The following is a 14,012-nucleotide window of genomic DNA, read 5'->3' as shown; positions in this document are numbered from 1 at the left end:
GCTCTTCCCGTCGCCAACCCGATCGAGAACCTGATGACATCTGCATCGTCCCCCTGCACGGCTGCCTTTGATGCGCGGGCGCCTAGCTGATAGCTCGTGAGGTCGTCTGCTATCTTCACGAGGACGTCCTTCTTGCCGTGTTGGTGATGGACACGGCCGTACCGCTAGCGGCCACCTGATGTGACCAACGGCGATGGCGAAGCGCCTCGCCCGGAGGCGCCGTGAGATCGTCGATGCAGCAGAAAGAGTATTCGAAAGAGGCCCTTGGCGGCGGCTGGGCTAGGGGTTGCTTGCGCGCTCCACCTGCGTGACAAGAGCGTAAAATCGCAGGAGGGCGTGTGCGCATCAAGGGATCGGATACGGACGAGCTGGACATCGCAACGAGGATCGTGCGTTCCGACGAAGACATCTACGTCATACAGCCTGGTCGCGACTACCGCTTGTATTCCGCCTTTGACCGCCACGACGCGGTCTTCTTCGAGTTTCCATCTCTCACGGTCGATTTTCGAAGACCGCCCACGCGGGACGAACTTCGACGGCAGCTCGTGAAAGCCATCGCGGTGCGGGACTGGATCGAAGCCCATCGCGTCGATCCCGAACCACCGCGGGACGCTGCACACTATCATGATCTCGCCCATGGAAGGCGCGTCGGCAGGTATGCCGGGGCGGTGGAAGCACTATTCTACAAGCTCAAGCCCGGAACCATCGTCGTCGCGCCCGGCAAGGGCTTCGACGACCCTGTCCTTTTCGGCCAGATAGTGGGGGAACCCGAATTCGCTTCGTGGCGCGACGTTTACGAAGCCGAGCGCCTCCCCGTGCGGCGGGTGCAGTGGACGGCACGACGGATCCGCGGCTCCCTGAAACCGGAACTGCGAGCCAAGTTCGGAACACCCAATCCGATCATGCAGCTTGATCGCAGCCTGCGAGACCAGGTTCTGAGAGCCGCCTTCGATCAGTACGCGTTCGAAGACATCTACTCCGCACGCCTCAACACCACCGAAGACGACTTCGATACGCTTGACGACTACCACATCCAGACTTTCGTTAACTACGCGGCGGGAGTGGTGGCGGCCTTTGAAGCCGGCGTTCGCGGCCGCGAACTGACCTTTTCGGAAGCGGTCGGCTATCTGGAGAACATGCCGGACTACACGCCGGAGTTGAAGCTGAACATCAACTCGAAGGGCTATCAGCGGCTACTCAGCGGAACGATCACGCCGATCGTCGTCGCAGGGCTCATGACGATGGCGACAGCTGCAGATGCCGAGGCACAGGCACCATCCACCGTACCGAACATCGTGAATACCGCATCTCCACACGACGAAAGCTGTCAAATACAGGTCGAGGAGCGCATCAGAGGGGCGATGCAACTCATGAGGCTGGACGAATGGCAGCGCGTATGTGAGGCTGCGAGAAGCGCCAAGAGGAAGACCGGATTGTCCACCTCGATGAGGACAGGACGGAGGAAAAGGTGACAGCGGTAACGCAGTCGGTGTCAGGCAGCCAGCAAACACCCGGCACGGCTCAGGCCGAGGCCAAACCCGTGAGCCGCACGTGGGCCGCGATCGCATTCGGCGTGTCGTCGCTCGTCACCGCGGGTCTTGCCGTGGGTGGCGGCTGGATCAGCCACCACTACGAACAGCAGCAGGATCAACGGCAGGAGGATCTGAAATCCTTTAGGGAAGTCGCTGACAAGCTCGATCCGCTCTTTCGCGATTTCGTGCCGACCTATCTAGCGACCGCGTCCGTAAACGCCGACGGCAGTCATAGAACGGCACAGCCGCTCGATAGTGCCGCCCTGCTGGCCAAGGTGGAACTCATCCAGTCCAACATACAGCAGCAGGACGCCATTCTGGAGCGCCTTGAGATGTCTGTGCTCGGCGACGACATCCGCGTCGTGCAGGACTATCGCAAGAAGAACATCGAGCTTTCGGCCCTGCTTGACCGCCTGCCGCCGGTGGAGGAGAGCCCGCCGCTTATGAAGGCGATCGAGCGGGCAAGGGATTCACGGGTGGCGGTGCTGCAGACACTGCAGAAAAGGGCATCCTCGCTCATCTATCGGCCGTCGGCGAACTCAACGGGATCCTCGATCAAGAAATAGTTGATCTTCCGTGCCCTAGGGCGGCACAGGATTCTTCAATCGTATAGCCAGTCGACATCGATGCGCCACGCATGAGGCTGCCGCGGAACTGGTGCCCCGTGCTATGATTGCGTCAGCCGTCGTTGGTCTGTGCAGAGGCGGTCACGGAATAGTCCCGATCGCCGGCGACTTCATGGCTGCGCCTGAGCAAGCGGCAAGCGACTGATCTCGCTGTTTCCGGCAGGGCAGACGCTGAGGGGCTACTCGCGTGCCACCAAGCACGCGCGGTGTTCTCAGCCCGTCATGATCCGCAGATCAACGAACCCCGCATCCGCCTGGCCTTGGCCCCGGCCGTCACAATCAGCAACGCGTCGGTCGTGACCGTCTCCTCACCCATCGCGCGCACGACGCCGCTGTCGTTCACCCGGATGGTCAGCCGGTCGGACGTCCATGCATCGTAGGTGAAGGGAAACAGCTCACGCGCTTCCGGGGCGGGAGCGAGAACGACGACGCGACCTGCGACCTTCGTCACGGCTGTCTGCCCCGCTGCGGCGAAGAGGACCGGCCCATTCCGCCGAGCCGACCAGTAGCAGCCGGTCCCGTCCATGCCGACTGCACGCCAGTCCTCGATCGTCGACGGCTGCAGCAGCGTATCCGGGCTGCGGGCATGCCCCTGAGGCGCCACCATCGTGACGGCGACGCAGCACGCCAGTCGACCAAACCGGTTGGAACGGAACACGTCAGCCCTCCACCACGCTGCGGTCGCCCATGATCCGGTGCGAGCGGGCGACCTGCACGCTCAGCACCCACTGCACCGCCCAGAAGACTCCCGCGACGGGCAGGAACAGCGCCTCTCGCGTCAACCAAGTGCCCAGGCGGAAGTCGGACGTCACCAGCCCGACGGCAGAGGCGATCACGGCCCACCACATGGCGAGCCGGACAGCGAGGAACACGCCATCGACGATCCAGAGGCGGAACCGCGACTTAGCCGGGTGCCAGATGGCCCATCCAAAGAGGGCCAGCGGCGCGGCAGCGCCGGCAACCCAGGCCATGCCGGGATCAAGATTAGCCGCCACCAGACGGTAGGCGACGAAGCCGGTGGCGCACAGCACGATGGCGGCGCCTGCCGCGCGGAAGAAGCCGATCCTGCCGAGCACGTCGCCCAGGATCATGCCGATGATGAAGGGCATCCTATGCCTCCGTCCTAGAAGGCTGCCCGGGTCTTCTTCGGAGCGACTGCATCGGCAGCTGCGGCGACGGCAGCCTCGTCCGCAGCGCGCGCCCGCTTGCCTCGAGTGGCCATGATGTCGACGCTGGTCATCGCGTCGACCACCGTGATCGGTCCCTCGCTGAACACGACGCCTTCCCCACAGCGGTAGCCCGCATCGCACCAGGAGCCGAGGGTATCGTTGCCGACGGTGGGCCTGCCGTATTTCGCTGCGAGCTGCCGTCGCACTGCGGCCAGATCGATTCCGGCGCCGGGGATCTGGAGCCGGTAGCTGTCGACGACGGGTCCACTGCGGAGCTGGGCGACATCGATCCGCAGATCCGCTCCGCCTGGCCCCTTGCACTCCAGCTGCATCGTGCCCGTGCCCTGGCGAAAGGGATCGGACCGGCCCACGCGCCGCTTGGCCTCCTTGTCGACCTGCTCCTCGAAGGTCAGCTTCCTTCCATAAGGTCGACAGACATAGGACCCAGCCGTCGCTGCGGCCTGTGCTTGTGCGAGCGGCATGCCCAGTCGAACGCCGGCGACGTCCATCTGCATGGGACCGCGCCCCTCAGAGGCACTCTGAGCATGGGCCGGCACAACGGAGAGCACGGTGATGGCGAGCAGCGATGCGATGATCTTCATGGTCAGTTCTTCCCCATTCCAAAGGTGGCGGGCGGATCTCAGCGGAGCGAGAAGGTGACGAAGCCCGCGGTGTCGGTCGCGCCGGCCACGTGTCCGGCGTCGAAGGCGCGCGCGACGCCGAGGCGCAGCGACGATGTCGGCGACAGGTTGGCGGACCAGCCTAGTTCGAAGTCGAGCTCGCGTGCGCTCGGCGCCAGATCGACCGCAGTCGTAGCCGTCGTCAGCACGCCCGTCATGAGATCGAACGCGACCGGCGCGAGCAGCGTCGCCCGGGCGCGCTCGACGCGCAGCGGTGACGAAATGCCGAGCGTCGCCAGCCCGCCGAACAGGCTGCGCGCCCCCTCAATGGCGAAGGCACTGCCCGACACCGGACCCGAGAAGCGCAGCATCTCCGACCCTCCATCCTCGGCCACGGTGTTGCGGACGCTGGCCGACGCCAGCACGCCCAAGCATGTGCCGGCCGACATGTCGAAGCACGCGCAGCTCGCGATGATGGTCGTCAAACCCGATCGCCTGGTGGGGGACAACCTGTCCGCATACCACGGCCGCCACGTCGAGGACTCCGCGCGTGAACTCTCCATAGACGTCGACTTCACCGGAGCCGAGCGGCCGAGGGACAAGTCGGACATGGAGCGGCTGATCGGCGTCATCCTCGATCTGGGCTTCAAAGGCGTCGCAGCAGCCGTCGATCCGATCGCGCTTCGACGACACACCAAGAACGATCCGCCGGCAGACCAGCTGCCGACGCTGGCGGATCTGCGCCCGATACTGGATCGCGCCGTGGCGGTCCTCAACGTGTCGCCCACGGACGCGCTCATGGGTCGCTCGCCGCTCTCCTTCTACCTGCAGAAGCTGAACGAGCGTAAGGTCAACATCATCAAGGATCTCGCCAAGTTCAGGCGCGCGATCGGCTGCGTCGAGTACGACGTCGAACTTCGCGCCTCCGGCATCGAGATCTTCAAAGGGCTTCGCTACGTTCAGAAGCCGCGAGCAGCAAGCCTGTTCGACAAGCTGCGACATCGCGAACGCCCATCCAAGAAGACCAAGGTGGCGAGCGTCCCCGTCAAGGTGAAGTACGACCCGGGCGACCTCGGCCGCATCCACGTCTGGGATCCCGTCGACAAGGTCTACGTCACGTTCGAGTGCGACGCGCCCGAGTACGCCGATCGTCTTCCGAAGTGGGTGCACGACCTCATCCTCGCCGACATCGCCGAGGACGAACTCGCCTTCTGCTCCCCCGAGACACTCGTCGAGTACCGAGCCCGGCTGTTCGAACGGCAGTCCGACATCACCCAGGCGGCCGGCGAAGACGAGCGGCGACGCGCCGCGCGGTTGACCGATACGGCGATCTTTCAACGCCTCATGGGCGAGATCGTCGAAGTGCTGGATGAGAACGAATACATCGTCGCCGAGTCCGTCAGTCACGACACCCGCTACCGCAACGTCGTCACCATCTCCGAGGCCGAGGAGCTGGACGTCGAGGAACTTGCTCGGGTCATCCGGGTCGATGTCGGCGAGATCGAAGCGCGGCGGTACGTCGCCCTCGAGAAGGGGCGCCTGTCCTTCTTCGGTCTCACCGTCGCAGGGGCAGCGATCGAGAAGAAGGCGCGCCGCTTCTCACCCGCCTCGCTGAAAACCTCTCCGCATATCCGCGCGATCTGGGAACTGAAGGACCTGCCGTTCTGTCCCGAAAGCTGGGAGCTGCTCGTCGACACCTGCCTCTGCGGGGTGCGGCAGGGATGGATTCGTCTGAATGGGGTGCATCGCTGCGACGATTGCGGGAGACCGCTGGCGCGAACGCCGGCCAGGATCGTCCCCGAAGCGCTTCAAGCTGGGTTGGCCCTCGTGGCTGGTCTTGCCAGTCCCCTGCCAGCCGTCCGCGCCGAAGCGCTGGGACTTCTCCCACCGGCCCTCCGCGAGGCTGACCGGAACGATCTCTATCGCTGCATCACGCGGCTACGACAGTGCGTAACGGGCGGGTCCGTCGACGTCGACCATGAACTGGAGGCGCTGCATTCGGCGTGCCAGGCACTTCTGACATGGCCCCTTGGCATACAGGCGCTGGCTCCAGCGGCGACGATGGCCCGGTCGGGCTGGCGCGCCGCCGTCGTCACCTACGAGCGTATGGTTCCTTCGCGTAACAGGACTGACGAACACGACCGCGGCAGCCTGACGAACCCGATGATCAAGGCCGCGCGGCCTCGCGGCACATGGTTCGGAAGCGCACGATCGCCGATGATCGGCATACGTCCCGCTTACGAGCTCGCGAGGTTGGAGTCGGAGACGCTCATGGCGGGGCGGGCCCGCGGGCATCTTGGCGCGTACGAGCACATGCGAGGCACCCGCCTCGTCCCCGTCTTCGATCCCGAGGAGGTCCTCGGCTTCGCGGATGCGATCCGGAGCCGGGTCTCCGCAGGAACCATCGCCTACAGGTTCGGCATCGGCCGGCGCGCCGTGCAGGAGATCGCCGACCATGGGCACATGAGCGCGAGCGGGCTGCGCCTGGACGACGAGGTGTGGTTCACCGAGCAGGACGTCTCGGACTTCCTGCGTCGAATGAGCGACGCAGGCCGATCTCTCATCGAGCACCCGACACGTATTCGGAAAGCGATGCTCTCGATACATGGTCGACCCAAGCCGTGGGCCGCGGTGATCGGCGCCATGCTCGATGGCCGCCTTCCCTTCAGCATCGCGGATCGCGAAGCGAAGTTGTTCGACACGATCTCGATCGCGGGGGCGGATGTGACGCTGCTATCGGAGATGGCGCCGGCGATCGACATCGACACCTTCGCGACGGAACGACTCACCCAGCGTGAGGCGCAGGAAATCCTGAACATCGGGGCAAATTGCCACGCCCTGGACGCGCTTGCACGGGAAGGCAGAAATCCGATCACGTTCCTGCTGGCTGACGTGCTGCGCCTCGGAAGGGTCGGGATCTCGGTGCTCGAAGCAGCTGCGCTGACCGGGAGAAGCGCAAGCCATACGTATCACCTGATCCGGCGCGCGGGGATCGACGCTGTCGCAGATGGCCTTTGGGATCGCCGACAGGTCACCAATCGGATCCTCGGCTCCGGCATCTGATTACGCGTGATCGTCCACGGACGGTCTCTTCACATCAGCAAGGCTCGATTTCGCTCCTCGTTGATCTTGCTCGCCCGCGCCCCCTCCCAGGCGCTGAGTACACCTTGTTGCTCAATCGAAGGATCTGAGTACTTCTTCGTGCAAACCACTCAATATGCGCTTTTGCACAAATCAAGCATTTTCAATGATGTTAGATGAGAAGCTCTTATTGCTAATCGACACTTCTGCAGCGCAAGGCTGCACGACGTCAGAGCACCCCTGACATCTCACGTCCATGCTTCCGAGCGGAACGACGGAGGCAGGATGATCCCCTTCATGATGCGAACCGCGAGGCTTAGCGGCGTCGCGATGCTGGCGCGGTGCCAGGCACGGGACGCCGCCGGCGCTCAACTCCGGTAGCGCGCCTCCAGCAGGTCGAGCTCGCGGACCAGCTTGCTGGACGTGGCGCTGCCGATGCGTCGTTCGCGTGCGCTGCGGAAGATGGCGGCGCGTTCCGCCTTGAGACCCGCGAGGCGCAGTTCGCGTTCGATGCCATCTTCGCGGCGCGCCGCCTCCGCCGCCTCCCCTTCCTGGCTGCGCGCCTCGATGCGCTCGCGGTAGAGGTCCATGATGCGGGCTCCGGCGGACGCGTACAGATCGGCGTCGCTGCGGCCGGCGGCTAGGTCGTGCTGGACGCGCTCGATCTCGCGGATCGCAGCCTCCGCAGCGGCGACGCGCGCGGCATCCTCCTCCGCCTGGACGGACGCGTCCGCCGGCATCTTCAGGCCCCGCAGCAGCAGCGGAAGCCCGATGCTGGCGACCACCAGCGAGGTGACGATCACCCCTGCGGCAAGGAAGATGGCGAGGTCCCGTGCCGGGAACGGCGTTCCGTTCGCAGCAAGCAGCGGCAGGGTGAGCACGCCCGCCAGGGTGATCGCCCCGCGCACTCCCGCAAAGGACATGGCGGCGACGAGCCGCCACTCCGGGCTCTGCCCGGCGTCGCCCCGGCGCAGCAGCGTGAGGCGCAGGGAGATCCACACCCACACGAACCGCAATGCGGCGAGCCCGACGTTGATCGCGAGCACGTAGAGGGCCAGCCACCAGACATTCTGGTGGCCGGTAAGCGCGACCGTCTCACGCGCGCCGTGGAGGATTGCCGGCAGCTGCTCGCCCAGGAGGACGAAGATGATGCCGTTGGCGGCGAACTGGATCGTGTCCCAGACGGAATTGCGACGAACGCGCGTGGCGGGGAGCGCCTGCCGCGAGATTTCGGCAAAGCTCATCGTCACACCGGCAGCGACGGCCGCCAGGATGCCGGAACAGTGGAAATGCTCCGCCAGCAGGTAGGAGCCGAACGGGATCAGCAGGCTGACCAGGATCTGCGAGCCGATCTCCTCGCCGAAGCGCCTGGACACGCGATACTTGGCCCAGGTCACGGCCATGGTGACGGCAACACCGATCGCGAGCCCGCCGAACGCCACCCAGAGGAAGTTGAGCGCAGCGCTGGAGGCAGAGAAGGTGCCGGTGAGCGCTGCGGCGATGGCGAAGCGCAGGCACACCAGGCCCGACGCGTCGTTGAGCAGCGACTCCCCCTCCAGGATGTGCATCATCCGCTTGGGGATCGGCACGCGCGCGGCGATGGCGGAGACCGCGATCGGATCGGTCGGCGACACGACGGCTGCGAGCGCGAAGGCGACCGCGAGCGGCATGGCGGGGATCATCCAGTGGATGAACAGCCCCATTCCGAGCACCGTGATCACGACCAGGCCAAGCGCCAGCTCGACCACGGTCGGCAGATCCTTAAACAATTCGTCCTTGGGGATGCGCCAGCCATCCAGGAACAGCAGCGGTGGCAGGAACAGGAAGAAGAACAGTTCCGGATCCAGTGCGACCCGCCAATCGCCCGCCAGCCCGATCGCCGCGCCGAGCGCGATCTGGACCAGCGGCGCCGGTACCGCGAAGGGCACCATCCGCGAGACGGCACCGCTGACCACCACTGCCAGCAGCAGCACAAGAACGATCGTTACTGATTCCAACAGCCACTCCAATGCGCAGGGAAAGGCGTGGGCACATCCATGCGCCCACCTCCTTCCCCTCCCCTAGCGGCCGGGGGGCGGCCGATGCAAACCGCAGGGGCGCGGGTGTGGCTCAGCGCGACGCGACGCGTACCCCCTTGGCCAGCGTCACTTCGTTGGAGCCGAGCAGCACGACCGGGTCCACGCCAAGCCGGGGCACGGGCGACTGCTGGCCCGACTTCCAGGCCGCAAGCTCGACCCGGTACAGATCGTAGCGGCGGTAGAAGTCCACGAATGGCTGGTCGAGTTGCTCCAATGCGCCTGCGGCGAAGCTCTCGAACGCGCCGGCCGGAAGGCCGGCGGCGGTCGCGATCATCGGTACGGCGCGGGCGCAGAATTCCTTCTGCACGGGCGGCTGCGCGAAGAAATTATACAGGCGCGTCATGGAGTCGTCGAAGCGGTCCTGCCAGTCGCCGCCGGCGGCGCGATACTCGGCCGACAGCGTCTTGTGGGCGGCAGCGAAGCTCTTCGTCTGCGTCTTGATGAGCGCATTATAGTGGGCGACGATCGTCGGGTCCGAGACGTTGCACTGGAGCGCGGCGACATTGAGCGCGCTGCGCAGGTGCCACACCTTTCCGGCCGTCGAAAGCGCGCGATTGGGCGTCGGGTAGCCGCCGTCGGGCAAGGCCGTCGGCGTGCTCAGCCCCGCGGCGCTGCCTGCGGGAGGCACGGGCATCGGCGCGGGCGTCGGCGTGGGAGCGGGCGCAGGCGGCGGCGGCGCCGGCTCCGGCTTGCGGGCGCAGCCGGCGATGGCGAGGGCGCCCGCGGCGACGAGCAGCTGCAGCTTATGGGCTTTGTACATGATACGCTTCCATTTCCCTGAACCCTTGCCGGCTTCGCAGGTCAAGGTAACTCAGGAGTTAACGATGCGATGAGCCGCGGTCCCGGACGCACTACCTCCTTTCCGAGCTGGGGATCCCGCGCTTGACAGCCTGTGGGGAGCCACGGATGCTGCCGGGGACCCACATAACCGGCGGCAGGAGAGGATGCTGCAGACCCGCTGCACTGCTGCGGCCGCACGCCCCCTCCCCGCGACAAAGAGGCCTTCACCCGGTGATCTCCACGTCTTTTGCTTATCCTTCGCTCCTCGCGCCGCTTGGCGCACGCCGCGTGGAGGCGCTGTGATGGCCGTCCAGCGCAGCGAGCCCGTCAGCATCGTCCAGCTCGGCGCCCCGCTGGGCGAAGGGCCGGTGTGGGTGGAGCGCGACGCCGCGCTCTGGTTCGTCGACATCAAGAGCTACCGCATCTACCGGCTCGACCCGGAAACCAACGCGATCCAGAGCTGGCAGACGCCGGGCCAATGCGGCTTCGTGCTGCCCTGTGCGGACGGAGGACTGATCGCAGGCCTCCAGAGCGGGCTTGCCCGCTTCGATCCGACCACGGGGGCGTTCGTGCCGCTGGTTGATCCGGAGCCGCAGCATCCGGGCAACCGGCTCAACGACGGCACCGTCGATCCGCACGGCCGGCTGTGGTTCGGAACCATGGACGATGGCGAGACTGCCGAAAGCGGCACCATCTATCGCCTGGGCGCGGACGGGCGCTGCGTCGCCTCTACGCCGTCGTGCGCGATCACCAACGGCCCGGCGTTCAGCCCCGACGGTCGCACCATCTATCACGTCGATACCGGCAAGGGCCTGATCTACGCGTGCAGCGTGGGTGAGGACGGCACGCTCAGCGACGCCCGGCTGTTCGCCCAGATCCCCAATTCGGAAGGGCATCCGGACGGCCCCACCGTCGATGCCGAAGGTTGCATCTGGGTCGGGCTCTACAACGGCTGGGGGGTGCGCCGCTATTCGCCGAAGGGCGAGCTGCTGGAGCAGATCCGCTTCCCCGTCAGCGCCATCACCAAGGTCGCGTTCGGCGGGCCGGAGCGCAAGACGCTCTATGCCACCACCGCTTCCAAGCACCTGTCAGCAGCGGAACGCGCCGAGCAGCCGCATGCGGGCGACCTGTTCGCGTTCGAGGTGGACGTGCCCGGCATCCCCGGCGTCGAGGTCCGCCACGGGATCTGAACGAAAAGCGGCGGGCTGTCGGAAGGCTCCGGCAGCCCGTCGAAGGCGGGAGGATCATCGGGCGGCGGGCGCCATGCCGCTGCCCGGCGACGCCTCCCCTATCCTCCCGCTCGGCTCGCCCGCGCCTTGACCCGCATCAACGCGCACGCCGGCGCGTTTCGCGCGACAAACCAATCCATGTTACGTATAGGCCCTGCATGGCAGCGATTGAGATTTGCGCCGATTGTTCGGTGCGGGACCTGGCTCTGTGCGGCAGCCTTACCGACCATGAACTGGAAGCGCTGAACGCGCTCGGCCGGCGGCAGCGACTCTCCAAGGGCGAGACGGTGATCTGGGCAGGGGATGAGAGCATCATCTGCGCCAACCTCTTGTCGGGCGTGCTGAAGCTCAGCGCCTCCACCGCCGACGGACGCGAGCAGATCGTCGGCCTGCACTATCCCGCCGACTTCATCGGCCGCCCCTATGCGGACGCAGCCGACTTCACTGTCACCGCGCTCACCGATGCCGAACTGTGCGTCTTTCCGCGCAAGCAGTTCGAGCAGGTGCTGGAGGACCATGTGCGCATGGAGCGGCTGCTGCTCCAGCGTACCTTCGCCGCACTCGACGAGGCGCGCGGCCGCATGCTGATGCTGGGCCGCAAGTCTGCGGAGGAAAAGATCGCTGGCTTCCTGCTGGACATGGCGGACCGCGCCGGCAGCAGCGCCTGCCGCGCGACCGTCGAGGGGCCGATCACCTTCGACCTGCCGCTGACGCGGGGGCAGATCGCCGACGTGCTGGGCCTCACCATCGAGACCGTGAGCCGGCAGATGACCAAGCTCAAGGCCTCCGGCGTGATCGGCCTGCCCGGCGGCCGCGCGGTGACGCTGCGGGACCGGTCGGCGCTGGAGGAACGGGCGGAACCGGCCTGAGCCCAGCGCTCAGGCGACGCGGCAGCGGGCCTGGAGCCGGTTGTCGAGCAGCAGGCGCGCGGCCGACGTGAGCCTGGCTTCCGCCAGCGTGCGGATGGCCAGTTTCTCGAACGCCATGGCGGCACGGCAGCCGTCGAAGAAGCAGCGCAGCATGTAGCCCAGAGTCGCCGCGCACGGCCCGCGATCGACGGCATGGGGGCGCAGCACCGCGAGGATGTCCTGCGCCTGCACCGCGAAGGTGACGTGCTGGGCGCGGACGTACGCCAGCAGCGTGTCTGCCAACGGCTCCGCTTCCGCCCCGAACAGGGCGTCCAGCAGCGCATCTTCGCGGCTCGCCTGCTCGACGGCCTGCGCATCGAGCGCGTCGCAGAGCGCCTCGATCTCTTCCGCGTCCGGCAGCTCCGGCAGCGCGTCCGCACATTTCTCGAGCCGGCGGCAAAGCTGTTCGCTACGCATATGCTCGGAAAGCAGCGGGACGAGGTCGATCTCGTCGATGACGTGCCAGCGGCGGGCGGCCGGACGCTTGGGTTCGAACAGGTGCTGGATGTCAGTCATTCAGGCCTCCAGCCCGCCTTGTGCGGTCGAACGCCAGGAGCGGCGTTGACCCGCATCAAACGCCCGCGCCCAAGTTTGACGCGCGTCAACGTGCCCGCGCGCGCGGGAGCAGAAAGCAGCCCCATGCACCGCTACCTGCCCGATCTCGCGCGCCGCTCCGTGCCCCGCTACACCAGCTATCCCACGGCTGCGGAATTTCACACCGGCGTCGGCCCGGCCGAACAGGCGGAGGCGCTTGCGGCCATCGCGCCAGAGACGCCGGTCTCGCTCTACCTCCACATCCCCTATTGCCACGAGATCTGCTGGTATTGCGGGTGCAACACCGGGGCGATCGGCCGCGCCTCCCGCCTCGATGCCTATTTGGCGGCGCTGGAGCAGGAAATCGGCGCGGTAGCAGCCCGGATGCGCGGCCGGGTCGTCGCGATCCATTTCGGCGGCGGCAGCCCCAATGCGCTGCCTCCGGAAGACTTCGTGCGGCTGACCGAGTTGCTGCGCCGGAGCTTTGCCTGCGCAGGGCGGTTGGAGATCGCGGCGGAGCTCGATCCCCGGACGCTGGACGCGACCTATGCAGAGGCGCTCGCGCGCGCCGGCGTGACCCGGGTGAGCCTGGGTGCGCAGTGCTTCGCGCCGCATGTGCAGCGCGCGATCAACCGCATCCAGCCGTACGAGATGGTGCGCCAGGCGGTGCTCGATCTGCGCGCAGCCGGTATCGCCGCGGTCAACCTGGACCTGATGTACGGCCTGCCGCACCAGACCTCCGAGGACTTGGCCGAGACGCTCGCCGCCGCGCTCGATCTGGCGCCCGATCGCATCGCCATGTTCGGCTATGCGCACATGCCGCGGCTGCTGCCGCGCCAGCGGATGATCCCCGACGAGACGCTGCCGGACGCCGCGCAGCGCTTTGCCCAGAGTGCGCTTGCCTATGACATCCTGGTCGGCGCGGGATATGCCGCGATCGGGTTCGACCATTTCGCGCGGCAGGGAGACAGCCTCGCGCGGGCGGCGGCCACGGGGACGCTGCGCCGCAATTTCCAGGGGTTCACCGACGAGCCGGGGGAGGCGATCATCGGTCTCGGGGCCTCCTCGATCAGCCAGTACGACGGGCTGCTGGTGCAGAACGAGAAGCATGTCGGCCGTTACCGCATGCGGGTCGCGAACGGCGGCCTGGCGGCGGTGCGCGGCGTCGCGCGGTCGGCGGACGACCGGCTGCGCTCCGGCCTGATCGAGCGGCTGCTGTGCGACGGAAATGTCGACGCCGCTCCTGCGCTCGATGCGCTGCCCGCGCTTGCCGATCTGGTCGAGGAAGGTCTCGTGCGGATCGACGGCACCCGCGTGACCGTGCTGCCGGACGGCCGCCCCTATGCACGCCTCGCGGCGGCCGCGTTCGACCGCTATCGGCAGCCCGACGCACAGCGCTTCAGCAAGGCGGTCTGACCGGGAAAGGCTCGGCTGCTCGCGCGTTGGAAGGGCTAT

13 protein-coding genes are annotated in these 14,012 nt (G+C 66.7%); 6 read left to right on the top strand and 7 right to left on the bottom strand.

Annotated features, from left to right (window positions below):
• Window positions 1-338: 338 nt before the first annotated feature.
• Window positions 339-1,472, top strand: a complete 1,134-nt coding sequence (locus ABDZ92_RS15105; protein ID WP_343763699.1) for a hypothetical protein — start codon at window positions 339-341, stop codon at window positions 1,470-1,472.
• The gene (locus ABDZ92_RS15100) at window positions 1,469-2,098 is read left to right on the top strand and encodes a hypothetical protein (RefSeq protein ID WP_343763696.1); all 630 of its coding nucleotides are present in this window, start codon (window positions 1,469-1,471) and stop codon (window positions 2,096-2,098) included. The genes ABDZ92_RS15105 and ABDZ92_RS15100 overlap by 4 nt, the downstream gene beginning before the upstream one ends.
• 280 nt (window positions 2,099-2,378) lie before the next feature.
• On the opposite strand, the gene ABDZ92_RS15095 is transcribed toward ABDZ92_RS15100, so the two are convergent.
• The 4 genes from ABDZ92_RS15095 to ABDZ92_RS15080 are packed head-to-tail and all read right to left on the bottom strand — an operon-like array spanning window position 2,379 to window position 4,318.
• Window positions 2,379-2,816: a hypothetical protein gene (locus ABDZ92_RS15095; RefSeq protein WP_343763693.1), complete on the bottom strand. Its 438-nt coding sequence runs from the start codon at window positions 2,814-2,816 to the stop codon at window positions 2,379-2,381.
• 1 nt (window position 2,817) lies between these two features.
• Window positions 2,818-3,267 carry a hypothetical protein gene (locus ABDZ92_RS15090; RefSeq protein ID WP_343763690.1) on the bottom strand — a complete coding sequence of 150 codons (450 nt, stop codon included), beginning with the start codon at window positions 3,265-3,267 and terminating at the stop codon, window positions 2,818-2,820.
• 14 nt (window positions 3,268-3,281) lie between these two features.
• Window positions 3,282-3,929 carry a hypothetical protein gene (locus tag ABDZ92_RS15085; RefSeq protein ID WP_343763687.1) on the bottom strand — a complete coding sequence of 216 codons (648 nt, stop codon included), beginning with the start codon at window positions 3,927-3,929 and terminating at the stop codon, window positions 3,282-3,284.
• Between the two features lie 38 nt (window positions 3,930-3,967).
• Window positions 3,968-4,318: a hypothetical protein gene (locus ABDZ92_RS15080; protein ID WP_343763684.1), complete on the bottom strand. Its 351-nt coding sequence runs from the start codon at window positions 4,316-4,318 to the stop codon at window positions 3,968-3,970.
• On the opposite strand from ABDZ92_RS15080, the gene ABDZ92_RS15075 reads away from it, so the two are divergent.
• Window positions 4,275-7,010 carry a hypothetical protein gene (locus ABDZ92_RS15075; protein ID WP_343763681.1) on the top strand — a complete coding sequence of 912 codons (2,736 nt, stop codon included), beginning with the start codon at window positions 4,275-4,277 and terminating at the stop codon, window positions 7,008-7,010. The genes ABDZ92_RS15080 and ABDZ92_RS15075 overlap by 44 nt on opposite strands.
• Window positions 7,011-7,396: 386 nt before the next feature.
• On the opposite strand, the gene ABDZ92_RS15070 is transcribed toward ABDZ92_RS15075, so the two are convergent.
• Together ABDZ92_RS15070 and ABDZ92_RS15065 are read right to left on the bottom strand one after the other, a co-directional pair.
• On the bottom strand, window positions 7,397-9,025 hold the full coding sequence (locus ABDZ92_RS15070; RefSeq protein WP_125960340.1) for a Na+/H+ antiporter: 1,629 nt from the start codon (window positions 9,023-9,025) through the stop codon (window positions 7,397-7,399).
• A 112-nt stretch (window positions 9,026-9,137) separates the two neighbouring features.
• Window positions 9,138-9,866, bottom strand: a complete 729-nt coding sequence (locus ABDZ92_RS15065) for a hypothetical protein (RefSeq protein WP_125960341.1) — start codon at window positions 9,864-9,866, stop codon at window positions 9,138-9,140.
• Between the two features lie 322 nt (window positions 9,867-10,188).
• Between ABDZ92_RS15065 and ABDZ92_RS15060 the strand changes: the two genes are divergently transcribed.
• Both ABDZ92_RS15060 and ABDZ92_RS15055 read left to right on the top strand, forming a co-directional pair.
• Window positions 10,189-11,076, top strand: a complete 888-nt coding sequence (locus ABDZ92_RS15060; RefSeq protein WP_125960342.1) for an SMP-30/gluconolactonase/LRE family protein — start codon at window positions 10,189-10,191, stop codon at window positions 11,074-11,076.
• Window positions 11,077-11,273: 197 nt separating this feature from the next.
• A complete protein-coding gene (locus ABDZ92_RS15055) occupies window positions 11,274-11,984 on the top strand; it encodes a Crp/Fnr family transcriptional regulator (RefSeq protein WP_125960343.1) in 711 nt (236 codons plus the stop codon).
• A 9-nt stretch (window positions 11,985-11,993) separates the two neighbouring features.
• Here ABDZ92_RS15055 and ABDZ92_RS15050 read toward each other — a convergent pair whose 3' ends face one another.
• The gene (locus ABDZ92_RS15050; protein ID WP_125960344.1) at window positions 11,994-12,539 is read right to left on the bottom strand and encodes a hypothetical protein; all 546 of its coding nucleotides are present in this window, start codon (window positions 12,537-12,539) and stop codon (window positions 11,994-11,996) included.
• 123 nt (window positions 12,540-12,662) lie between these two features.
• On the opposite strand from ABDZ92_RS15050, the gene hemN reads away from it, so the two are divergent.
• Window positions 12,663-13,973, top strand: coding sequence for an oxygen-independent coproporphyrinogen III oxidase (gene hemN / locus ABDZ92_RS15045; RefSeq protein WP_125960345.1), 1,311 nt, complete (start codon window positions 12,663-12,665; stop codon window positions 13,971-13,973).
• The last annotated feature ends 39 nt before the right edge of the window (window positions 13,974-14,012 follow it).

Origin of the sequence: Sphingomonas molluscorum, from assembly GCF_039522995.1 — a bacterium.
Taxonomy (GTDB): Bacteria; Pseudomonadota; Alphaproteobacteria; order Sphingomonadales; family Sphingomonadaceae; genus Sphingomonas; species Sphingomonas molluscorum.
The sequence above is the reverse complement of the archived record's forward strand: the minus strand, read 5'-3'. Positions and strand labels throughout refer to the sequence as shown.